The 23,319-nt window shown below is 34.9% G+C and carries 20 protein-coding genes; 10 read left to right on the top strand and 10 right to left on the bottom strand.

Going from position 1 to position 23,319, the window contains the following annotated elements:
* Nucleotides 1–95 precede the first annotated feature (95 nt).
* From FLP_RS23360 to FLP_RS23385, 6 genes are all read left to right on the top strand, one after another.
* Nucleotides 96–1,439 (top strand): PSP1 domain-containing protein, encoded by a 1,344-nt coding sequence (locus FLP_RS23360; protein ID WP_065451883.1) that lies wholly within the window; start codon nucleotides 96–98, stop codon nucleotides 1,437–1,439.
* Nucleotides 1,423–1,902, top strand: coding sequence for a gliding motility lipoprotein GldH (locus FLP_RS23365; RefSeq protein WP_065451884.1), 480 nt, complete (start codon nucleotides 1,423–1,425; stop codon nucleotides 1,900–1,902). The genes FLP_RS23360 and FLP_RS23365 overlap by 17 nt, the downstream gene beginning before the upstream one ends.
* 12 nt (nucleotides 1,903–1,914) lie before the next feature.
* Nucleotides 1,915–4,218 carry a penicillin-binding protein 1A gene (locus FLP_RS23370; RefSeq protein WP_065451885.1) on the top strand — a complete coding sequence of 768 codons (2,304 nt, stop codon included), beginning with the start codon at nucleotides 1,915–1,917 and terminating at the stop codon, nucleotides 4,216–4,218.
* Between the two features lie 279 nt (nucleotides 4,219–4,497).
* The gene (locus FLP_RS23375) at nucleotides 4,498–5,199 is read left to right on the top strand and encodes a CoA transferase subunit A (RefSeq protein ID WP_065451886.1); all 702 of its coding nucleotides are present in this window, start codon (nucleotides 4,498–4,500) and stop codon (nucleotides 5,197–5,199) included.
* A 224-nt stretch (nucleotides 5,200–5,423) separates the two neighbouring features.
* A complete protein-coding gene (gene bla / locus FLP_RS23380) occupies nucleotides 5,424–6,323 on the top strand; it encodes a class A beta-lactamase, subclass A2 (protein ID WP_065451887.1) in 900 nt (299 codons plus the stop codon).
* A gap of 96 nt (nucleotides 6,324–6,419) precedes the next feature.
* Nucleotides 6,420–7,073: a 3-oxoacid CoA-transferase subunit B gene (locus FLP_RS23385; protein WP_065451888.1), complete on the top strand. Its 654-nt coding sequence runs from the start codon at nucleotides 6,420–6,422 to the stop codon at nucleotides 7,071–7,073.
* Between the two features lie 138 nt (nucleotides 7,074–7,211).
* Here the strand turns inward: FLP_RS23385 and FLP_RS23390 are convergent, their stop codons facing one another.
* On the bottom strand, nucleotides 7,212–9,866 hold the full coding sequence (locus tag FLP_RS23390) for a TonB-dependent receptor (protein WP_065451889.1): 2,655 nt from the start codon (nucleotides 9,864–9,866) through the stop codon (nucleotides 7,212–7,214).
* Between the two features lie 210 nt (nucleotides 9,867–10,076).
* Here FLP_RS23390 and FLP_RS23395 point away from each other — a divergent pair, with 210 nt between their 5' ends.
* The gene (locus FLP_RS23395; protein ID WP_065451890.1) at nucleotides 10,077–10,964 is read left to right on the top strand and encodes an SAM hydrolase/SAM-dependent halogenase family protein; all 888 of its coding nucleotides are present in this window, start codon (nucleotides 10,077–10,079) and stop codon (nucleotides 10,962–10,964) included.
* Between the two features lie 149 nt (nucleotides 10,965–11,113).
* Here the strand turns inward: FLP_RS23395 and FLP_RS23400 are convergent, their stop codons facing one another.
* Both FLP_RS23400 and FLP_RS23405 read right to left on the bottom strand, forming a co-directional pair.
* Nucleotides 11,114–11,641: a DUF6646 family protein gene (locus FLP_RS23400; RefSeq protein WP_065451891.1), complete on the bottom strand. Its 528-nt coding sequence runs from the start codon at nucleotides 11,639–11,641 to the stop codon at nucleotides 11,114–11,116.
* Nucleotides 11,642–11,689: 48 nt separating this feature from the next.
* Nucleotides 11,690–12,424, bottom strand: a complete 735-nt coding sequence (locus FLP_RS23405; RefSeq protein WP_065451892.1) for a metallophosphoesterase family protein — start codon at nucleotides 12,422–12,424, stop codon at nucleotides 11,690–11,692.
* A 188-nt stretch (nucleotides 12,425–12,612) separates the two neighbouring features.
* On the opposite strand from FLP_RS23405, the gene FLP_RS23410 reads away from it, so the two are divergent.
* The 3 genes from FLP_RS23410 (at nucleotide 12,613) to FLP_RS23420 (ending at nucleotide 15,507) form a co-directional block, all read left to right on the top strand.
* Nucleotides 12,613–13,725 (top strand): hypothetical protein, encoded by a 1,113-nt coding sequence (locus tag FLP_RS23410; protein WP_065451893.1) that lies wholly within the window; start codon nucleotides 12,613–12,615, stop codon nucleotides 13,723–13,725.
* Nucleotides 13,726–13,832: 107 nt separating this feature from the next.
* A complete protein-coding gene (gene dinB, locus FLP_RS23415; protein WP_065451894.1) occupies nucleotides 13,833–14,915 on the top strand; it encodes a DNA polymerase IV in 1,083 nt (360 codons plus the stop codon).
* Nucleotides 14,916–15,012: 97 nt separating this feature from the next.
* Entirely contained in the window at nucleotides 15,013–15,507 is a 495-nt protein-coding gene (locus FLP_RS23420; RefSeq protein ID WP_065451895.1) for a PAS domain-containing protein, read from the top strand.
* A 131-nt stretch (nucleotides 15,508–15,638) separates the two neighbouring features.
* Here the strand turns inward: FLP_RS23420 and FLP_RS23425 are convergent, their stop codons facing one another.
* The 7 genes from FLP_RS23425 to FLP_RS23455 form a co-directional block, all read right to left on the bottom strand.
* Nucleotides 15,639–17,243: a fumarate hydratase gene (locus FLP_RS23425; RefSeq protein WP_065451896.1), complete on the bottom strand. Its 1,605-nt coding sequence runs from the start codon at nucleotides 17,241–17,243 to the stop codon at nucleotides 15,639–15,641.
* A gap of 71 nt (nucleotides 17,244–17,314) precedes the next feature.
* Nucleotides 17,315–18,043: a hypothetical protein gene (locus FLP_RS23430; protein WP_065452023.1), complete on the bottom strand. Its 729-nt coding sequence runs from the start codon at nucleotides 18,041–18,043 to the stop codon at nucleotides 17,315–17,317.
* A 364-nt stretch (nucleotides 18,044–18,407) separates the two neighbouring features.
* The gene (tnpA, locus tag FLP_RS23435; RefSeq protein WP_065451897.1) at nucleotides 18,408–18,869 is read right to left on the bottom strand and encodes an IS200/IS605 family transposase; all 462 of its coding nucleotides are present in this window, start codon (nucleotides 18,867–18,869) and stop codon (nucleotides 18,408–18,410) included.
* A 208-nt stretch (nucleotides 18,870–19,077) separates the two neighbouring features.
* Nucleotides 19,078–20,517 carry a nucleoside recognition domain-containing protein gene (locus FLP_RS23440; protein WP_065451898.1) on the bottom strand — a complete coding sequence of 480 codons (1,440 nt, stop codon included), beginning with the start codon at nucleotides 20,515–20,517 and terminating at the stop codon, nucleotides 19,078–19,080.
* Nucleotides 20,518–20,629: 112 nt separating this feature from the next.
* Complete coding sequence (locus FLP_RS23445) at nucleotides 20,630–21,703, bottom strand: winged helix DNA-binding domain-containing protein (protein ID WP_065451899.1); 1,074 nt, start codon at nucleotides 21,701–21,703, stop codon at nucleotides 20,630–20,632.
* A gap of 68 nt (nucleotides 21,704–21,771) precedes the next feature.
* Complete coding sequence (locus FLP_RS23450) at nucleotides 21,772–22,485, bottom strand: 3'-5' exonuclease (protein WP_065451900.1); 714 nt, start codon at nucleotides 22,483–22,485, stop codon at nucleotides 21,772–21,774.
* Between the two features lie 126 nt (nucleotides 22,486–22,611).
* A complete protein-coding gene (locus FLP_RS23455; RefSeq protein WP_065451901.1) occupies nucleotides 22,612–23,088 on the bottom strand; it encodes a methylated-DNA--[protein]-cysteine S-methyltransferase in 477 nt (158 codons plus the stop codon).
* Between the last annotated feature and the right edge of the window lie 231 nt (nucleotides 23,089–23,319).

Consider the following 23,319-nt stretch of genomic DNA (forward strand, 5'->3'; position numbering starts at 1 on the left):
TTTATCCATAAAAAGCAAACTAAAAAAAATACTATCTTTACCGATCAAACATTTATGAACTTAAGTTGCTTTTTTGCAACACTACATATATAATTATGGCATGTACAAGTTGTTCAACCTCAGATGGCGGTGCGCCAAAAGGTTGTAAAAATAATGGGACTTGCGGCACCGATAGCTGCAATAAACTGACGGTTTTTGACTGGCTCGCGAACATGAGTCCGTCTAATGGAGAGGCTATTTTTGACTGTGTTGAGGTTCGTTTTAAAAACGGACGCAAGGAATTTTTTAGAAATTCAGAAAAATTAACTTTAAGTATTGGTGATATTGTAGCGACTGTTGCTTCACCGGGACATGATATTGGTATTGTTACTCTGACAGGCGAATTGGTAAAAATTCAAATGAAGAAAAAAGGTGTTAACCACGAAAGTAACGAAGTACCTAAAATTTACAGAAAAGCGTCTCAAAAAGACATTGATATTTGGTCTGTAGCACGTGATCGCGAAGAACCAATGAAGGTTCGTGCACGTGAATTAGCTATTCAGCATAAACTTGAAATGAAAATATCTGATATTGAATTTCAGGGAGATGGCTCAAAAGCTACATTTTACTACACAGCAAATGACAGAGTCGATTTTAGACTTTTAATTAAGGATTTTGCAAAAGAATTCAGTACAAGAGTCGAAATGAAACAAGTTGGTTTCCGTCAGGAAGCAGCTCGTTTAGGCGGAATTGGTTCTTGTGGAAGAGAATTATGCTGTTCAACCTGGTTAACAGATTTTAGAAGTGTAAATACATCTGCAGCGCGTTACCAACAACTTTCTTTAAATCCTCAAAAATTAGCCGGACAATGCGGTAAATTAAAGTGTTGCTTGAATTATGAGCTTGACACTTACATGGATGCATTAAAAGATTTTCCGGATTACGACACTAAATTAGTGACTGAAAAAGGAGATGCTATCTGCCAGAAACAGGATATTTTTAAAGGATTAATGTGGTTTGCTTACACGAATAATTTTGCAAACTGGCATGTTTTAAAAATTGATCAGGTAAAAGAAATTATTGCCGAGAATAAACAAAAAAATAAAGTCTCTTCACTTGAAGATTTTGCTATTGAAGTAGTTTCAGAACCTGAAAAAGACTTTAATAATGCAATGGGTCAGGAAAGTTTGACTCGTTTTGATCAGCCAAAGAGAAAGAAAAAACCAAATCGCAAACGCAAACCAAATGCCGAAGCAGCGATTGTGGCTACTCCAAACAAACCTCAGGCAGTTTCAAATCAAAATAAACCTGCAGCAGGAAATCAAAATAAAGGGAATAATCCAAACAAAGGAAACAAACCGAATAATAACAAGCCGAATAAACCTAACAATGCAAACGAGAATAAACCGGCTGAACCTAGAAAACCTATAATTATTACTAAAAATGAGAATAAAAAATAGTGCTATTCTTCTTTTGGTAGGAATACTGCTTTTTTCTTGTGATAAAAAAAGAGTATTTGATGAGTACAAATCTGTTGGAAGTGCCTGGAACAAAGACAGTATTGTAACTTTTGATCTGCCAGTTTTAGATTCAACCAAAAAATACAATTTGTTTATAAATTTGAGGGACAACAACAATTATCCATTCAAAAATTTGTTTTTAATTGTGGCTATAGAAACGCCAAGCGGTTTCACTAAAGTAGATACTTTAGAATATGAAATGGCAAAACCCGACGGAACCTTGTTAGGTAACGGTTTTACGGATATAAAAGAAAGTAAACTTTATTACAAAGAAGATGTAAAGTTTAAAGGAAAGTATAAAGTTCACATCAAACAAGCCGTTAGGGAATCAGGAAAAATCCCTGGTGTTCAGGAGTTAGATGGTATTACAGACGTAGGTTTTAGAATAGAACAAAAAGATTAGAAAAATAGTTATATGGCCATTAAGAAAAACAAGCAACCTAATAGTAATAAAGATATTAACTACTATAAAAAGAAATTCTGGAGAGTTTTTGCATATACCTTGTTGGGTATTTTAGCTTTCTTTTTATTTGCCTCTTGGGGATTATTCGGATCGATGCCTTCTTTTGAAGATTTAGAAAATCCGGATTCTAATTTGGCAACAGAAATTATTTCATCTGATGGTGTAGTGATTGGTAAATATTTTAAAACCAACAGATCACAACTTAAATATTCAGATTTACCAAAAAACCTTGTGGATGCTTTGGTTGCAACCGAAGATGCCCGTTTTTATGAACATTCAGGAATTGATGGACGTGGAACTTTACGTGCTGCTTTTTCACTGGGAACCAACGGAGGAGCCAGTACCCTGACACAGCAGCTGGCAAAACAATTATTTCATCGCGGAGGATCTAGCTTTTTACCTTTTAGAATTGTGCAAAAGATAAAAGAATGGATTATTGCCATTCGTCTGGAAAGGCAATATACCAAAAATGAGATTTTAGCAATGTACTGCAACGTTTATGATTTCGGAAATTACGCTGTTGGGGTAAGTTCGGCATCTCAAACTTATTTTTCTAAAGAACCTAAAGATTTAACTATAGACGAATCGGCAATATTGGTTGGAATGTTTAATAATTCATCTCTTTATAATCCGTTGCGCAACCCTGTTGGTGTTAAAAACCGTCGTGATGTGGTATTGGGTCAAATGGTAAAAGCCAAGATGATTACTGAATCTCAAAAAAATAAGTATAAGGCATTACCAATTGCATTAAAATTCAAATTAGAAAGCCACCGTGAAGGAACAGCTACTTATTTCAGAGAATATCTTCGTGATTACATGAAAAAATGGGTTGCCGAAAATAAAAAACCGGACGGTTCTGATTATGATATTTACAAAGACGGTTTAAAAATTTATACTACTATAGATTCAAGAATGCAGTTACATGCCGAAGAAGCGGTTTCTGAGCACATGAAAAATTTGCAACAACAATTTTTCATCGAACAAAAAAATAATAAAAACGCACCATTTGTAAATATCACTAAGGCAGAAACAGATAAACTTATGATGCAGGCCATGAAAAACTCAACGCGTTGGGCCATCATGAAAGATCTGGATAAAAGCGAAGATGATATCATTGCTTCATTCAAAGTAAAAACAAAAATGCGCATATTTACCTGGAAAGGTGAGCGTGATACTACAATGACTCCAATGGATTCTATCCGTTATTTCAAACACTTTTTACAATCTGGTTTAATGGCAATGGAGCCTCAAACCGGAAATATTAAAGCATGGGTTGGTGGAATCAATTATAAATATTTTCAATACGATCACGTAGGACAGGGAGCAAGACAAGTAGGTTCTACATTTAAGCCTTTTGTTTACGCAACCGCAATTGAGCAATTGAATATGTCTCCTTGTGATTCTATTCTTGACGGACCTTTTATGATTCACAAAGGGCGCCATAATGTTACTGCAGATTGGGAGCCAAGAAACTCTGATAACAGATATCGCGGAATGGTTACCTTAAAACAAGGTTTGGCCAACTCAATCAATACCATTTCTGCAAAATTAATCGATCGTGTAGGACCGGAAGCTGTAGTTGAGTTAACGCATAAATTAGGGGTTAAAACCGAAATTCCGGCGCAGCCTTCTATTGCTCTTGGTGCCGTAGATATTACGGTTGAAGATATGGTTGCTGCTTACAGCACATTTGCCAATCAGGGAGTGTATGTAAAACCACAATTTTTAAGCCGAATTGAGAATAAAAGCGGAGAGGTGATTTACGAACCAATTCCGGAATCTCATGATGTATTAAACAAAGATATTGCCTTTGCAGTAATCAAATTGCTTCAGGGAGTTACAGAAACCGGTTCTGGTGCACGTTTACGTACGCAAGGCGGTGGAAGTGGAGACAATCGATGGACGGGTTATCCTTATATGTTCAAAAATCCGATTGCTGGTAAAACGGGAACAACTCAAAACCAATCTGATGGTTGGTTTATGGGAATGGTGCCTAATTTAGTAACCGGTGTTTGGGTAGGTTGCGAAGATCGTTCGGCACGTTTTAAAAGTCTAACTTACGGGCAAGGTGCAACTGCGGCATTGCCAATTTGGGGTTATTTTATGAAACTTTGTTATGCAGATCCGGGACTTCAGGTTTCGAAATCAGAGTTTGAGCGACCAAAAAATCTTTCTATAAAAGTAGATTGTTATAGTGCGCCAAAAGTAAAAGATACTACTGTAACAGAACAAAATACAGACGAATTCGAACTGTAATTTAAATTCTTTTAAATATAAAATTATCCTTTTGTGATTTTCTGAATTTCAGAAAACACAAAAGGATTTTTTTTTGAATTGAGGGAAATTTTACCGCAAAGAGCGCTAAGATATACGCAAAGTTCGCAAAGTATATTTATAAAAACTTTGCGAACTTTGCGGTTCTCCCTTTGCGGGCTTTGCGGTTAAAAAGTAGATTTTATTTTTTACGAAATCGTTATAATTTAATCTAAAAATGGTATTTTTATCAAAAATATACGGTAATAAAGACCATTTGTTATGATTACAAAAAAAGTAAATAACGTTCAGGAGGCTACAGAAGGAATAGAAAACGGAATGACCATTATGTTCGGTGGTTTTGGTTTATGCGGAATTCCTGAAAATACTATAGCAGCATTAGTAAAAACAACAGTTTCAGATTTAACTTGTATTTCGAACAATGCAGGGGTTGATGATTTTGGTTTGGGATTGCTTTTGCAGAAAAAACAAATCAAAAAAATGATTTCGTCTTATGTAGGCGAAAATGCTGAGTTCGAACGCCAGATGCTTTCCGGAGAACTTGAAGTTGAATTGACGCCTCAGGGAACTTTAGCCGAGCGTTGTCGTGCAGCACAAGCCGGAATTCCCGCTTTTTTTACACCAGCAGGTTACGGAACCGAAGTTGCCGAAGGAAAAGAAGTTCGTGAATTCAACGGAAAGATGCACATCATGGAGCAAGCTTTCAAAGCTGACTTCGCCATTGTAAAAGCCTGGAAAGGTGACGAAGCCGGAAATCTTATTTTTAAAGGAACCGCCAGGAACTTCAATGCATGCATGGCTGGAGCTGCGAAAATTACTATTGCTGAGGTCGAAGAATTAGTTCCCGTTGGTACTTTAGATCCCAATCAAATTCATATTCCGGGAATTATGGTACAGCGTATTTTTCAGGGAGAAAAATTTGAGAAAAGGATTGAGCAGAGAACTGTGAGGCAGAGAGCTTAATTATAATTAGATAATTATTAAGTAGCGCAACAATGTTGCTTTAATTGCAATTTATTTGTAATTCACTTGATAATAAAAGCATTATGTTTAATTACATAAAGTGAATGACTAAATAATGAGGTATTTTTTGAAAATATTTTTCCATTATTCAATTGCATGAAGTGAGTCATTATCTCATTAGCAAATTCACTAATTGACACATTAAAAAAAAGACAAATTAAACTATGACTAAGCTTTTTAATATTATTCTGTTTTCCTTATTGTCTTTTTCGACTTTTGCGCAATCAACCAATGAATTACGACAACAACTAAGTCAAATCATTTCGTCAAAAAATGCAACAGTTGGACTTTCAATAAAGGGAATTGAAGATAAAGATACTTTAAGTATCAACGGAAACTTAAAAGTTCCTATGATGAGTGTTTTTAAGTTTCATATTGCCTTGACGGTTTTAGATAAAGTCGATCAGGGAAAACTTTCATTAACACAGGAAATTTTTATTAAAAAGAAAGATTTGCATGAAGATACCTGGAGCCCAATGAGGGAAGATTATCCTGATGGGAATGTGAATTTAACTTTAGATAAAGTATTAAGATATACCATTTCGCACAGCGATAATAATGGTTGCGACATTCTAATTGATTTACTCGGAGGAACAAAAGAAGTTCAGAAATTCATCAATAAACAAGGAATTAAAGATTTCGTGATCAAAGTAAACGAGCAACAAATGCGAACCTGGGAAAATCTTTATGTGAATACAACTACTCCATTGGCAACAACAGTGTTACTGGAAAAGTTCTTTAAAGGACAAATTCTAAAAGAAAGCACTACAAAGTATCTGTACCAAATAATGGTCGAAACATCGAGAGGTCTTACTTGGATGAAAGCTGGACTTCCTAAAAATACCGAACTGGCTCACAGAACAGGAATATCAGGAACCAACGATGATAATTTGAGAGTGGCAATGAATGATATTGGAATTGTAAAACTCCCAAACGGGAAACATTTTATTCTATCCGTTTATTTAAAAAATATCACAGAAAAACAAGAAGATACAGAGAAATTAATTGCAGATATAACAAAGGTAACCTGGGATTATTTCATCAAAAAAGACAGAACAAATTAGATAATTAGAAAATGTGATAATTAGATAATTGATTGATTATTGCGTAAAGTAATGCATTATCTAATTATCTAATTTCCAAACATACACATTGTACTTATGTTGACAAAAGAAGATATTGCAAAACGAATTGCAAAAGAAGTAAAAGACCGTTATTTTGTTAATCTTGGCATCGGGATTCCGACTTTGGTAGCAAATTACGTTAGAGAAGATATAGCAGTTGAATTTCAAAGCGAGAATGGCGTTTTGGGTATGGGGCCTTTTCCTTTTGCGGGAGAAGAAGATGCTGATATTATCAATGCAGGAAAGCAAACCATTACGACGTTGCCGGGAGCAAGTTTCTTTGATTCGGCTTTTAGCTTTGGAATGATTCGCAGCCAGAAGGTAGACTTGACGATTTTAGGTGCGATGGAAGTTGCTGAAAACGGTGATATTGCCAATTGGAAAATTCCGGGAAAAATGGTAAAAGGAATGGGAGGCGCAATGGATTTGGTGGCTTCCGCCGAAAATATCATTGTGGCCATGATGCACGTCAATAAAGCAGGAGAATCTAAAATCTTAAAAAAATGCACTTTACCATTAACAGGCGTAGGATGCGTTAAAAAGGTTGTAACCGAATTAGCAGTTCTCGAAGTGACTGAAAAGGGTTTTAAGCTCTTAGAACGCGCGCCAGGTGTTTCAGTCGAGCATATCATCGCCTCGACAGAAGCTGATTTAATTATTGAAGGCGAAATTCCTGAAATGGCTATTTAGATTTACAACCAAACGATTTATGCCCCAAAGGCTCAAAGAGACAAAGTTTTTTTAATAACAAAACCGCCTGATTTGGCGGTTTTTGTTTTTTATACTTTTTAAAATTTCTTTGCGACTTGGTGTCTTTGTGGCAATATGTTACAATGTAAAACTCATGCGTCCAAAGTAGTAAGCTCCCGTAGTTCCCATTTGCACAGGTGCATATTTGAAAACTCCGTAATAACTGTTCTCGTAAATTTGTCTGTCCGGGAAAATATCAAATAAGTTGTTGGCTCCCAAAGCAATCTGGATTTTTGGAGTTATTTTATAAGCAACAGTCATATCTGTAACTACTTTTCCGTTGTGTTTCTGGATGCCTCCAAAAGGGAAACCATCACGAATTACTTCTCCAAAATAAGTATTTCTTAATAAGAAATTCCATTTTGTTAAACTGTAATTAATGGCAAAAGTCCCTTTGTGTTTAGGAGTGTTGGTCTCGATCAGACTTCTTTCCTGAGGCCCGTAATATACATCTTCCTGTCCTACGAATAAAGCCGGAATATTATTCAGCTGATCATCAACTTTATTGTCGTTGTAGTTGTACAATAACGAAAGATTCATTTTTCCCTGACCAACATTCATGTCATAATCAATTACAACGTCAACTCCGTTTGTGGTCGTGTTGATGGCATTGGTAAAGAAACGTCCGGTTTGTGCGCCATATTGAGCAAACAAATCACGAAGCGCAGGAACTGGATCTCCATAAGCATCATTTCCTAAGTTTCCTGTAAGGATGATTCGGTTGTCGATTCTAATGTGATAGTAATCAGCCGTAATATGTAATTTTTTTGTTGGAGAATAAACGATTCCAAAACTGTAGTTTTTCGATGTTTCTTCTTTTAGTTTAGGAATTCCAAGCTCTTTAGCAACATCGCTATCATTTCTAAAAATTCCCGAATTCAGTATTTGTCCGTCAACAGCATCGGTGGCAATATTGTTGAAGTATTGCTGGTGCAATGATGGCGCTCTAAAACCAGAACTAATCGCTCCACGAACAAATAGATTGTCTAAGATTTTATATCTGGCAGATAATTTTCCGTTAATTGTATTTCCAAAATCAGTAAAATCTTCGTAACGACCTGCGACGCCAATCAATAATTTCTCCGTAATATCGGCCTCAACATCAGCATAAACTCCAACGCTGTTTCTGTTCTCATTCACTTCATTCAAAGGAGAAAATCCCGGGAATGATTGTGCTCCGCCATTGATATAAGAGTTTTCTTCGCCAGGAACAATTTTGTATTTTTCAAAACGATATTCACCTCCAAATGCCACATTCAATCCATGAAAAATATCTTTATATAATCTCGAAATGTCAGCATTTACCGTGTTTTGCAGGAAAGAGTGATTTCCCGCTTTAAAATCTGTTTGGCCATTATCGCCTAACGAAACGTTGTTGGTATTCGATACATCATAAATAAATTTGTTTTCACCGATAGTATTGCTCACATCCAGTTTCCATTCTCCAAATTTGAATTTAAAACCAACGGAAGAAGAAAGATCTGTTACAACAGAATTCAATTCAGGTTGAAATCCGAAAGGGAAAATAGAAGCCACCACATTTTCAGTTTCACTTGGTAAACGTCTGAAACCGTAACCTGTACCTTCTCTATGGCTTACGCCTCCGTTTGCATAAAACTCAATTTGATCGTTTAATGGAATCGATGAATTAAAAAATCCCTGAATATTCTGGATTTTTGCATCTCCAATCTGAAAATTAAAATCATCACGAGTCAAACCATTTTGAGCCAATAGATTATCATCAATCTGGCGTGACTGTGCCGGATTATCAGCAAAATCATAAGCGAAGAAATTACCTTCAGCCGATTGATCAAAAATAATCAGGTTATTATTTTGAGAACGATTGGTTTTCTGGCGATCATTAAATTCAGCCGAAAGGTTGATAAAACCACCTTTGTTACCAATTTTTGTTCCGTAGTTTAAGTTTACATTTGTGGTCTGTCCATCATTTCTGGATGTCGAACCATAAGTAGCGTTTACTTCTAAACCGGCATTGTCTTTTAAAACCAGATTGATTACACCCGCAATCGCATCAGAGCCATATTGCGCTGCTGCACCATCACGTAAAACTTCAATTCTTTTGATTGCTGAAGCTGGAATCGCACTTAAATCTGTTCCAACAGAACCATTTCCTACCGTATTTTGATAATTTACCAATGATGTAGTATGTCTTCTTTTTCCGTTAATCAAAACCAAAACCTGATCCGGGCCTAAGCCTCTTAACGAAGCCGGATCGATATGTTCCGTTCCATCCGCAGAAGATTGTCTGTTAGAGTTAAAAGAAGGAATCAAATAGGTCAAAATATCATTTGTGGTAGTTTGTGGTGTTGTATTTCTGATTTTTGCCAGGTTTACAACATCAACCGGAACTGCTGTTTCGAGTTTGCTTTTATTAGGATTTCTAGTTCCTACGACTACAATTTCATCTAGACTATTATTTTCTAAAGCCAATTGTACTTCGATAATATGATCCTTTGCAACGACTTCTTTGGTTTGATATCCAAATAACGAAACAATAAGTGTTGGATTATTTGCTGAAGCATTAATCGTAAACTTTCCTAAAGCATCGCTTGACGCATTAATTTGAGTTCCTTTAATCAGGATTGTAGCAAACTCCAGAGGATTTCCGTTTTCATTTGTAATCGTTCCTTTTATCTCGTGACTTTGCGCAAAAAATAAAGTGCTGGATAAAATAAGAATTGCTGTTATGACAATTTTTAATTTTTTTCTCATTGGTAATTTAGTTTTGTAATTGATTTAATAATTATTCAAAGATCCAATAGAACGGGTATTTGTCTACTACTTAGATAGGATAATGAATAAAATGCAAATGTAATTGTAAATAATCAAAATTGATTTATAAAATGATATTATTTGTAAGTTGATGGTGTCAGTTTTTGAATTTAATGAAATATCTTTGCTGAAAATTTAAAAAGAAAAAAAATGAAAGTACGTTTATTACTTTTTTTGTGCGCTATTACTTTTAATAGTTTCGCACAAAATAATGTATTAGTTTTTCAATCAGATTTTGGTTTGAAAGATGGGGCAGTATCTGCGATGAAAGGGGTAGCAATGGGAGTTTCGACCGATATTAAAATATTTGATGTTACTCATGAAATCCCGGCATTTAATATTTGGGAAGCAGCATATCGTTTGTCGCAAACGGCTCAATATTATCCTGCTGGAACCGTATTTGTATCAGTTTGTGATCCGGGAGTAGGTACAGCAAGGCATTCTGTGGTTTTGTTAACCAAGTCAGGTCATTATTTTGTAACTCCGGATAACGGAACTTTGACTCTAATTGCAGAACAATTAGGAATTCAGGAAATTCGCGAGATCGATGAAGTAAAAAACCGTCGTCAAAACTCAAACGAATCGTATACTTTTCATGGTCGTGATGTGTATGCTTATACAGGAGCTCGTTTAGCATCTAAAACCATTACTTTTGAACAAGTGGGACCAAAATTACCAAACGAAGTAGTAAAAATCGATTACCAAAAACCGGTTTTCGAAAAAGGCATCATCAAAGGTGGAATTCCGATTTTAGATATTCAATACGGAAATGTATGGACAAATATCGACAAGAAAGCTTTTGCTAATTTAGATTTGAAAGCAGGTGATTTTGTTAAAATCCAGATTTTCAACGGAACTAAAAAAGCATACGAAGGAAAATTGAAACTGGTAAATACTTTTGGAGAAGTTGCCGTAGGTACTGATGTTTGTTACTTCAACAGTCTTTTAAACTTTTCATTGGCCGTAAACCAGGGAAGTTTTTCAGCAAAACATAAAATTTACAGCGGAGCTGACTGGAGTATTCTACTTAGTAAATAAGAAGTAAAACTATCTATACGAAATAAGAAAACCGCCTAATTAGGCGGTTTTTGTTGTTTATAATCTTTGCGACTTAGCGTCTTTGCGAGATTTTTTTCTTTCTTCAACTTTGCAAAAAAAACTTAGTGTCTTTGTAGCAAAAGTCTTTTTTACAAATTAAAAGAAGCTCCTAAACTAAAAGTAAACTGATTGTTTAAGTGATCGAATACTCCGTCGTTGCTACCGTATTTTGCAATTGGAAAACCAAGTTCTGTGAAAACACCAAATCCATCAGTAAAAAAGTAACGACCACCAACATGACCGCCAAAATTGTGCAATCCTAAACTTAAACCAGGATAAACATCTAATTGATCAACACCAATAACACTGCTTAAATTAGCATTAATTCTGGCTTTAGCATCAAAACGATCACTAAAATCAGGTTTGTAATCATTGTAAGGAGTTGGGTTACTATGGTAAAAACCATTAAAATTATCTACACCCAATAAATAATTAGCAACAAAACCAAAAGAGAAATTTTCACCTAAACCAAAATCAACAGAACCCTGAATTCCTGAACCACCATCTTGTATGTTAGCACCAACGTTAACTTTAACATCTCCTTTTCCTTTAAAAGCTTGTTGAGCTTGTGTAAATCCAAATGATACTAAAAACAAAAGTGTAATAACCTTTTTCATAAACTTAAAAATTAATTATTTAAAAATGCAAAAATAGTTTTTTATGATCTAATTTCTGCCTTTTTCGTTAGAATACAATTCATTTAACGGGTCACTTTGCCAGAATTCCTTGGTATTCACGTCCATAATGGTCAAAGGGCCTCTAAAGGCAGCGCCGGTATCTACATTCCAAACGCAGGCTTTTTGTACAGGAATTGTTTTTCCAATTCGGGTAACAGGAGTATGCCCGATATAAATTTCTTTATATAGTGTAAAACGTTTTGGATAAAGCAAATCATCAATCTTTAAATTAGGATCTAATGAAAGTGCCATTTCCCAAAGTGTTCTGTCCCAATAAAATAGTTTAGGGAAATATTCATATTTTACACCATTCAAATTAGTGAAGCCGGCATGAACAAAAAGGCGGTTTTCATCATCAAGATAATAATCCTCCAAAGATTCTAAAAAGCCAATATGAATTTGTTTTTTTTCTTCACTTACTTTTTCGTACGCCAATACAGTAGCTTCGCCACCGTGTTTGAACCATAAAGTTTCGTCGATCTCATCATTTTTGGTTTTAAACCAAGACAATAATAATTCGTCATGATTTCCTCTAATGCAAATGCAGTTTTGTTTGCTTTGCAAGTCCATCAAATAATCGATTACTTGTGGTGACTGGCTCCATCCATCAACATAATCACCTAAAAAAATAAGAGTATCCCGGGTTGTAACTTTGGCTTTTTTCATCACTTGTTCAAGCGCGAGTAGTCCGCCGTGTATGTCGCCTATAACAAATGTTCGCATTTTTTATTATTTCATGTAGAAATACAAAAATAAAGAAAATGATTTGTTTGTGAACATTAAGTTGAGAATCTTTAATCAGGAAAAAAGCGGCTCATTTTATTTGAAAGAATTTTCGGTTAAATTTTTATTAAAAAATACAAGTTTAAAAATTTATATTTGCCAAAAATTACGCCTTAAAAAATAAGTCTATGAAATCAAAAATTACTTTATTATTTCTTCTTTCTTTATTTATAGTATCCTGTTCGGGTGATGATGATGCCAAATCTAAACAATTCGAGTTCTTAGAATTTGAGAAAGATGTTGTGCTGCCTTCTCTTAATAGTGGTGATATTACTTTTTTAGCAATAGATTTCGATACAAATTTAGGAAACTGGGATCTTAAACTTACTGATGAGGATGGTACTGTTTTAGCAGCTGTATTAGATCGCGTTGAAGATACTCGAATTGGTTTTGCTGATAAAAGGATTCAAAGAGTTGCATTTAAAGCTGCTCCTAAAAATGAAGGAGTCTATACTTTAGTTATTAAAAATAAGACAACAGATCAGGTTTATACGGATCATTTTATAGTGAGAAGTAAGACTTTTAATAAAATCAACTATCAATATGTTGAAGATTATACGATACTGTTTGCTCACAGTTCAAATGAACAGGAACCTACACAGGATTATATTTATTTTCATAATATAAAAAACACGATCCAAAGTAGTATTTTGACAAGTGGAATTTCAGGAATAAGATTAGAAGATGTATCAACGTTTAAATCGTATGATTTAGAATATTCTATTAATTCTAATACAAAAAAAGTAGAGTTTATAATTTCTAGCGGAGTTCCGGCAGGTAAATATTTCTTATCAGTAAGATATAACAATCTAATCGATACTTACTTTGAAAAAGATATTGTAGTACAGGAAGAAAAAATGCCAGTAATTTCATCTATTAATAAAGCTGCTTTTAAAGGTGGTGAAACGATGGTTTTGAAAGGAAGTAATTTTAGATATAATTTTAATTTAGATTTACTGCCAGGATCAGCATATCGTTATTATAAATCACGTACAGCATTAGTTTTTACTGATCTTTATGGTACGGGAGAAATTGAGTTAAGTGCTTATGAATCAGATGCTAGTTTTAAATATATGAATGCACAGGCCACTGAGGTTAATTATCCAATTCCTGTAAAAACAGTGGATAAGTTTTTTTTCTTTGTAAGCGATAAGGAAGCAACTTATTTTGAAGGAACAGTAGCTTTAAGAACAGGACCATATATTAGCGAGCCAATGAAAATTAGAATAGATTTCAAATAAAACAGAATGATCTAATGAATAAGAAAAACTGCAGTTTTAAAAAAGCTGCGGTTTTTTTTATGACTTACTTCAACTCATTTTCAAGGTTTCCTGTTTAAATTTGCATAATGTCAGACACGCCAACATATCGAAAAATAATCCATGTTGATATGGATGCTTTTTATGCTTCGGTAGAGCAGATGGATAATCCTGCTTTGCGCGGAAAACCTATTGCTGTTGGAGGTTCAGAGAATAGAGGAGTGGTTTCGGCAGCTAGTTACGAAGCGCGTAAATTTGGTGTACGCAGTGCTATAAGTGGTGTTTTGGCCAAAAAATATTGTCCTGAAATTATTTTTGTACGACCACGATTTGATCGGTATAAAGAAATCTCAGGAAAAATTCACGCTATCTTTCACGATTATACAGATCTGGTTGAGCCACTATCGCTCGACGAAGCTTATCTGGATGTAACCCAGAATAAAAAAGGAAATCCAAGTGCGAGTTTGCTGGCTCAGGAAATAAGGTTAAGAATTTTGAATGAAGTTGGAATCTCAGCTTCTGCGGGAATTTCGATCAATAAATTCGTAGCCAAAATTGCCAGTGATGTCAACAAACCAAACGGACAAAAAACTGTAAATCCGGATGAAGTTGAAGCTTTTCTGGAAGAATTGCCCATCAGAAAGTTTTATGGTGTTGGAAAAGTAACAACGGAAAAAATGTACCAGTTGGGCATTTTTACCGGTACAGATCTAAAAAGTAAATCGGTTGAATTTCTGGAAAAGCATTTTGGGAAATCAGGCGCTTTTTATTACAATGTAGTTCGGGGAATTCATAATAGCGAAGTAAAATCACATCGTATTACCAAATCTGTTGCGGCAGAAAATACATTTGATGTCAATCTGACCTCTGAAATTTTCATGCTGGAACAGCTCGACAAAATTGCCACATCACTTGAAAGACGATTACAAAGACATAAAATTTCAGGAAAAACGGTTACGCTTAAAATAAAATACAGTGATTTTACGCAACAAACCCGCAGCAAAACTTTGCCTTATTTTATTTCAGATAAAAGTCTGATTCTCGAAACAGTAGAAGAATTATTATATCAGGAAAAAATGAAAGATTCAGTCCGATTGCTCGGAATTTCGCTTAATAACCTCAACACCGAAGAGAAAAAAGCGGTTGTAGTACAACTAAAATTTACTTTCTAACTCTTATTAAACAATCGTTAAATAGGGAATAAAATCAATTTGTGATGAATTTACGCTCTATCTTTGGTAAAAGACATTATTATTTAAATTATTCAAAATGAAAAACACCAATTTTGATGAAGCGTCGCATCGCAATTCAGTTCCTATCCTGGCATGGGATTTTCATTATGAATATTTAAATGAATTGAAAGCTATTTTCTCTGATTTGAAAAAAGTAAATAAAATTTCGAATCAATTCACCTGGAATGAAACAAATTTGGAGATCGAACAACGCATTAAGGAAGAAGTAGTTTTAGTGACAGATCTTGATTTAAAGATCATTTTTGCCTCAAACGGAATCAGGCGAATGACCGGATACAAAGAAGAAGAAATCTTAGGGAAAACCCCAAAAATGTTTCAGGGTCCCAAAACCTCTAAAGTGGTTTTAAAAGAAATCAGAGAAGCAATCAAATTGCAGATTCCTTTTGAAAAAACAATTCAAAACTACAGAAAAGATGGCCGAACCTACAATTGTCAGATCAATGGAGCTCCGGTTTTTAACTTAAAAGGAAAACTGACGCACTTTATTGCTTTCGAGAAAGAAGTCGCGTGATTTTGCCACAAAGTGTAATGATTTGCCACGAAGACACTAAGACACAAAGTTTTTTTATTCTCATATTTACTAAATAAAAAAGGCGCAAAGAAAATAATCTTTGCGCCTTAGTGCCTTTGTGGCTATAGCATTTATAAGTTTTCAAAGAAATCATTTCCTTTATCATCTGTAATAATGAACGCAGGGAAATCTTTAACTGTAATTTTACGAACCGCTTCCATTCCTAATTCCTCAAAATCAACTACTTCAACTTTTAAAATATTATCCTGAGCTAAAATTGCAGCAGGACCGCCAATAGAACCTAAGTAAAATCCGCCATATTTGTTACAGGCATCAGTTACTTGTTTAGTACGGTTTCCTTTTGCCAGCATAATCATACTTCCGCCATGTTTCTGGAATTCATCCACATAAACGTCCATACGTCCTGCAGTTGTTGGGCCAAAACTTCCTGAAGCCATTCCTTCCGGAGTTTTTGCCGGTCCAGCGTAATAAACAGGATGGTTTTTAAAGTATTCCGGCATTGGTTTACCCTCTTCTAGTAATTCTTTGATTTTTGCGTGTGCAATATCGCGGGCAACAATTACGGTTCCGTTTAGTTTTAAACGTGTTTTAATTGGGTATTGAGTTAGTTTAGCCAAAATATCAGCCATTGGCATATTGAGGTCAATTTCAACAGGAGCTTCTAAATGCGGAGCTGTTTCCGGTAAAAATTGTTTTGGATTTACTTCTAATTGTTCAACGAAAATTCCGTCTTTCGTAATTTTCCCTTTGATATTTCTGTCAGCAGAACAAGAAACCCCTAATCCAACCGGACAAGAAGCCGCGTGACGTGGTAAACGAATCACACGAACATCATGTGTAAAGTATTTACCGCCAAACTGAGCGCCAATGGCACTTTCCTGGCAAATTTGCTGCACTTTTGCTTCCCATTCGATATCACGAAAAGCCTGACCCGCCATGTTTCCTGAAGTAGGCAAATGATCGTAATATCCTGCAGATGCTTTCTTAACAGCACTTAAATTTGCTTCCGCAGAAGTTCCTCCAATTACTAAAGCCAAATGATAAGGTGGACAAGCTGAAGTTCCTAAATCCTTTATTTTTGCGCGAACAAAAGCATCCATTGATTTTTCATTCAATAATGATTTTGTTTGCTGATATAGGTATGTTTTATTAGCAGATCCACCGCCTTTTGCCATAAATAAAAACTCATACGAAGTTCCTTTTTTAGCATAAATATCAATTTGTGCCGGAAGATTCGATCCTGAATTTTTTTCTTCAAACATCGAAATCGGTACAATTTGCGAATAACGTAAGTTGCGTTTTTGGTACGTATTGAAAATTCCTCTGCTCAGCCATTCTGCATCATCAACACCGGTAAAGATACTTTCGCCTTTTTTTGCCATTACAATCGCTGTTCCGGTATCCTGGCAGCTTGGTAATTGACCTTCGGCAGCAACCGAAGCATTTTGTAATAAATTATAAGCTACAAAACGATCGTTGTCTGTCGCCTCAGGATCATCAAGAATTTTACGTAGTTTTTGCAAATGCGTTGTTCTTAACATGAAAGAAACATCTGTAAGGGCTTCTTCGGCCAATAATTCTAATCCTTTTGGATCAACGGTCAGAACTTCACGTTCTCCAAATTGTTCTACTTTTACAAAATCAGAAGTAATTTTGCGGTACTGTGTATCATCCTTTAAAATAGGATAAGGGTCTTGGTATATAAAATCAATCATTTCTTTGTTTTTGACAAAGTTAGAAATTATTTACCTAAGAAAGAATTTGAATAAGCTATGTTTTAAAGTGTTTATTCTTGTTTATGAAAGTCATCAAAACTCATTTTTTTCTCAAAATAAGTCTTGTCTTTTGCCGAAAGCAATTGCTTTTGCCATTGATTTCCGCTTAAGCGAAAAACAATCGAATCGGAATGTTTTGCTATTCCCATGTTTTCATCATTATCATCGGGTTCAAAAGAAACCGTTTTGCAGTAGAACGATTCAGGATTGGCTTTCGCCGAAGGATTTTCGAACTCGACCCAACTTCCCCAACCGCTATCAGACATCGTATACCAATCATAAACCAATTGTATATCATTATTTTTTAAATAGTACAAATAATGACTTTGATTATAACCACAAGCCGGATATCCAAAACTAATTTGAATAAAGGGGGAATTTTTGGCACTTTCTGTTCCTAATCCGTAGATAGCGGCCCATTCAGAACCTTTATCGACTCCCTTGATGGTAATTTTTGAAGTAGTAGTTTTGGTTTTATTCTGATAAAAATCAAGTTGGTATTTTGCCGTAACAATACTGTCTTTGTCTGCTTTTTGCTCTAGAAGATTTGCCAGAATATAATTGTCCTCTGATGTCTCTCCATAATCAGCAATAGAAATTGTATCTGTTTTTAAGAAATTCTCTTTAGCTGCAATGGTTTCGGTTTTAGTTCCCGGAGTTGCAGCGATTGCCTGATCGACTGGTTTTGGCTTTTGGCAAGCTATTAAAAGGCATGCGATAAAAAGATATTGTGGTTTCATTACTGTGTGGTATTTTATTAATTCAATGAATTGAAATTTGGTTTTATTTTTAAACCGGATTAAAATTGCTTGATTCATATTTTTAAACCGGATTAAAATCCGGCCCTACAATATAATCCGTTCCTCCGGAACTCTAAAAAAAAGAGCTATGGATCCGATTCTAATTTAAACCGGATTAAAATCCGGCCCTACAATATAAATCCGTTCCTCCGGAACTCTAAAAAAAAGAGCTATGGATCCGATTCTAATTTAAACCGGATTAAAAACCGGCCCTACAAAACAATCCGTTCCTCCGGAACTCTAATAAAGAGCCATCGGCTCGATCCATATTGTAGGGCTGGACTTCAGTCCAGTTTAAATATAATTATATTAAATTTTCAAAAATATATTTTTCATCGAATTTGACATTAAATTTATTTAAAAAAGAAATATATTCATCTTTAAAATTTTGATTTTTATGATGCTCCTCTTGATTAGCAATATATTTATATACAGCATCAATATGAGATTTGCTGTAGGAGAAAGCACCATAACCTTCCTGCCATTCGAATTTATGTTTTGTTAATTGATGATCATTTATAAATTTTGATGATTTCCCTTTTACAATTTTCATTAATTCCGAAATTGAAATTGTTGGCTTAAGGCTGAAAAGACAATGAACATGATCTTCTGTTCCGTCTACAATTAAGGTTTTGCAACCCGTTTCATTTATTAAATTTCCGATGACACTTAATATTTTTGATTTGCAGTCATTTGTAATAGTTGCTTCCCTATATTTTACTGCAAAAACTGCCTGAATATAAACTTGATGATAAGTATTTGACATTTTGTATTTGTTGGTAACGATTTAAATCCGCAACAATAATACAAAATATTCTTACAAAAAAATAAATATAATTGATTATATATTAAACCGGATTAAAATCCGGCCCTACAATATAAATCGTTCCTCAGGAACTCTAAAAAAAGAGCCGTAGGCTCGCCCTATATTGTAGGGCTGGACTTCAGTCCAGTTTAGATAAAATCATAATGATTTAAAAAAACCAAGTCGCCACAAAAATTGCCGTAATAACACAAATAAGATCCACCAAAAGCATTGTGCCCAAGGCATAACGCGTGTTCTTGATATTTACAGAACCAAAATAAACCGCAATTACATAAAAAGTACTTTCGGCACTGCACTGAAAAATACTGCTTAATCTGGCTGTCAAAGAATCTGCACCAAACGTATTCATTGAGTCAATTAAAAATCCGCGTGATCCTGCAGAACTAAACGGGCGAAGCATAGCTACCGGTAATGCATTCGTAATTTCTTTACTTACTCCCATATTCGAAAAAACAAATGCAATTGCATCGCTTATGATTTCGAACAAACCACTGTTTCTGAAAAGAGAAATAGCCACTAACATTCCCAATACATAAGGAAAAATAGTAACTCCGGTTTTAACACCGTTGTTTGCGCCCACTACAAATGTCTCGAAAACAGTTGTATTAGCATCGCTAAATTTCTTTTCGTGTTTGAATGAAAAAATCAAAGTAAACGCAATAATTCCAATTAATATTAATCCCGAAAGATTAGAAGTAAAGTAGTTTTTTCCAATTAAATCTAAATGGTTAACGTACATCAGCAAACCAATAATCGCGGCAATTAATCCGATTAAGACAATGACAAGAGAAGCACTTTTAAAATTAATTTTTTGTTTAATACCCACAATCAAAAATGCCGCAATAGTACCAATAAAAGAGGTAATAATACACGGAAGCATAACATCGGCAGGATTCGTAGCATTTGCCGCAGCGCGATACCCAATAATTGAAGTCGCGATTAAAGTTAAACCCGAAGCGTGAAGACACATAAACATGATTTGAGCATCACTCGCTCTGTCTTTATCGGGATTTATTTCCTGTAAACTTTCCATAGCTTTAAGTCCAAAAGGAGTTGCAGCCGAATCTAATCCGAGGAAATTCGCAGCAAAGTTTAATGTCATATAGGATATAGAAGGGTGATTTTTAGGAATACTCGGAAAAACCTTTACAAATACCGGACTCAAAACTTTGGCTAATTTTCCGGATGCTCCTGAAATAATTAAAAGTTCCATTAATCCGCAGAAAAAAGCCAGATAAGCAATAAGTGGTAAGATCAAATCGACCAAAGTGCTTTTGCATGTTGGCAATAAACCATCAGATTTTTGAAGACCGCTGAAAATTTTTACCGTTTTATTTTTATAAACATAAGTAGTATCCGAATTAAGCGTATCACGATTAATAATCATGGTCTGATCCGGCGCTTTCTGAATGCTGTCCTTGATAAAGGCAGGAAGTTCATGAATGTACTTTTCTGAGACCAGAATAGGATCGTCTTTTTTTCCGTTTATAACAGAATCAATAGTATAAGTGTTGGCAGTAAATAAACTGACCACAATAAAGACAATTGAGGAAATAAAAATCACTAACCAGAATCTACTTAATACCATAATGCTAATTTTTTTTGTAAATATAATTATTTAGCGATTGTATGCGCAAAGATTTTATCAAGGATAGAAGAAGTATTTCTAAGAAACGATAGTATTTTAATGAAAATTAAAGTTATTCAATAACAACTTTACTTCCCAGATAGTTCTCAAAAGCTTTAATACCTTCAAACAGAATTTCTTTTTTTGAACTTTCGGGTTCATTAAAAAATTGCGTTTCTATTTTTGCGTGATCTTTTTTGATCGTTCGTTTCCAGGTTCCTATGACTCTTCCATTTTCGAGAATAATAGGTTTAAAAATTCCATTATTTGTGAAAGCTTGAGATTGATGCTCTACTAAAATAGAAGCTTCTCTGGATTTATACGAAATTAAAATCTCATCAAAAGCCGGGAGAAAATGAACGCTTTCGCGGAAGTAGGTTTCATCAGAGATATCTTTTTTTAACCAGTAGATTTGATTTTCAATCTGGAACGAATTCAATTGCAACTCAATTGCACTAAGTGCCAATTTGCAGGTAGTTGGCGGAAAACCAGACCACCAGGAAAAGTCAAGAAGGGTTGCAGGGCCATGACTTTCAAAATACCTTAGGGCTAATTTTGCTAAAGCTTCCTCTTTGGTGAACTTAGTTTTAGGTTTCGAAACCCTTTCTTCCAATAAGGCATACGTTATTTGTTTGCCTTTCATTTTTCCGTTGCATACTAAACCATCGAGCTCGGCATGCATCATAATAGCTGCAGCTAAAAAATCCTGACTTGAACCTTTTTTTATGTTCAGTTCTAGCATGATTTCGTCACGAGTTAAATGATTATTTCGGGCTAATAACTTTTCTATTTGAGAATTAATTTGGTTGAGCATCTGTACATCATAACCATATTTTTTGGCAGCAGAAATAGTCATTTTCTGAACTTGTGGTCCTGACAGATCCAAAATCCAATAAATATCTTCTGCCGAAACAAAATGCCAGGTCGGTCTAAGAATATGCGTTCTGATAATTTGTGCCGAATTTATAGCCTCTTCAATTGCTGCTTCAGTAGCCTCGCATCTGGAACCAATTGCCCATTTTGCCATTGCATAATCCTGAGCCTGCATTGCGCACAGATGTTTTACAATTTCTTGTGGAGAATTTGGGCTTGTCTTATAAAGTTTCTGAGAAACAAGACGATAATGAGATATTTCCTGGTGCGTCATTTAGTAAAACATTTTGAGCCTGTTAGTAAACTTTGAACCTTTTTAACTTTGTGCCTTTGTACCTCCACCTATACATGAATAATTTCATCATCAATCAATAAATCTTCACGACGTAAACGCAGGAAAATCTGAGCCACGGCAATGGTATCTTTTTCGCAATAGGTAACAATTCGGTCAATATCTTTCTCTACATAAAATACGTGAGCGACCTGACTTCCGTCGATATCGCCTTTTGGTGATGGAACTCCCAGAATTTTAGTTAATAGTTTTAAGGAAGTAAAGTGTTTGTAATCGCCAAACTTCCATAATTCTAAAGTATCCAAATGCGGAATTTCCCAAGGTTTTTTGCCAAATAAATTTAGTTTGTCCGGAATTGCAATCTGATTGATAATCATGCGTCGGGCAATAAACGGAATATCAAACTCCTTCGCATTATGTCCGCATAAAAGATGTTGCGGCTGATGAAAATGATTGTTGATTAGATTATTAAAATCACGAAGTATCTTCTTTTCATCACCAAAGAACGATGTTACTCTAAAATTCCTGATGTCACCTTTGATGGTAAAATACCCAACAGAAATACAGATAATTTTTCCAAACTCAGCCCAAATTCCAGCGCGGTCGTAAAATTCTTCTGGTGTAAAATCGTCTTTTCTCTGGTATTGTGTTTTATGATCCCAAAGCGATTGCATTTCCGCGTCAAGCGAATTGAAATTCTCTTCTTCGGGAACGGTTTCTATATCCAGAAATAAAATGTTATTGAGGTTTATTTTTTCAATCATAATTTTAGTTTAGCACTAATTACACTAATTGGCACAGATTACTTTGAGTAAAACAATTACACGAACTTACTTTTTGTAAATATAAAGCTATAATTTTAATTCGTGTAAATCTGTGAAATTTGTGTTTTAAAACAAACTCTGTTGTGTAGTTGGGTTTTCGTGTTCGATTAACCATTTTTTACGGGATAAACCGCCGGCATAACCTGTTAAAGAACCATTTGTGCCAATAACTCGATGACAGGGAACCACAATCCATAACGGATTTTTACCATTTGCAGATGCAACGGCACGAATTGCTTTTATGTCGCCCAATTTTTTGGTCTGATCCATATAACTTACTGTTTTTCCGTACGGAATCTCTAATAAGGATTTCCAGACTTTCTGCTGAAATTCAGTTCCTTTTGGATTTAGTTTGAAAGTAAAATCAGTTCTTTTTTTGTCGAAGTATTCCTGAAGTTGTGAAACTGCTTCTTTTAAAATTTCCGGAATTTCCTGAGAAACTTCATTGGTGCCAACATCTGAAACAGAAATTACAGCAACACCATCTTCATCTCCAACAATTTTGGTGATTCCTAAGGGCGAATTGATATAGACTGTTTCCATAGTTTTTTATTTAACCGCAAAGATGCAAAGGGTTTACGCAAAGTTCGCAAAGTTTTTTAAACGATTTAAGTTATATAAGTAAATTTAAGATTTAAGTTTTTTACCACAAAGCCTACAGCGGTTTCAAAGAGTTTACAAAGTTTGCTGCGGTTAATAAAAATCGTTTATTTAGGAGGTCACAAAGCTTTGCAGTTTGGTTTAAATGAACTTATATAACTTATATGGTGAAAA

The organism is Flavobacterium piscis, from assembly GCF_001686925.1.
In the GTDB taxonomy this organism is placed as follows: domain Bacteria; phylum Bacteroidota; class Bacteroidia; order Flavobacteriales; family Flavobacteriaceae; genus Flavobacterium; species Flavobacterium piscis.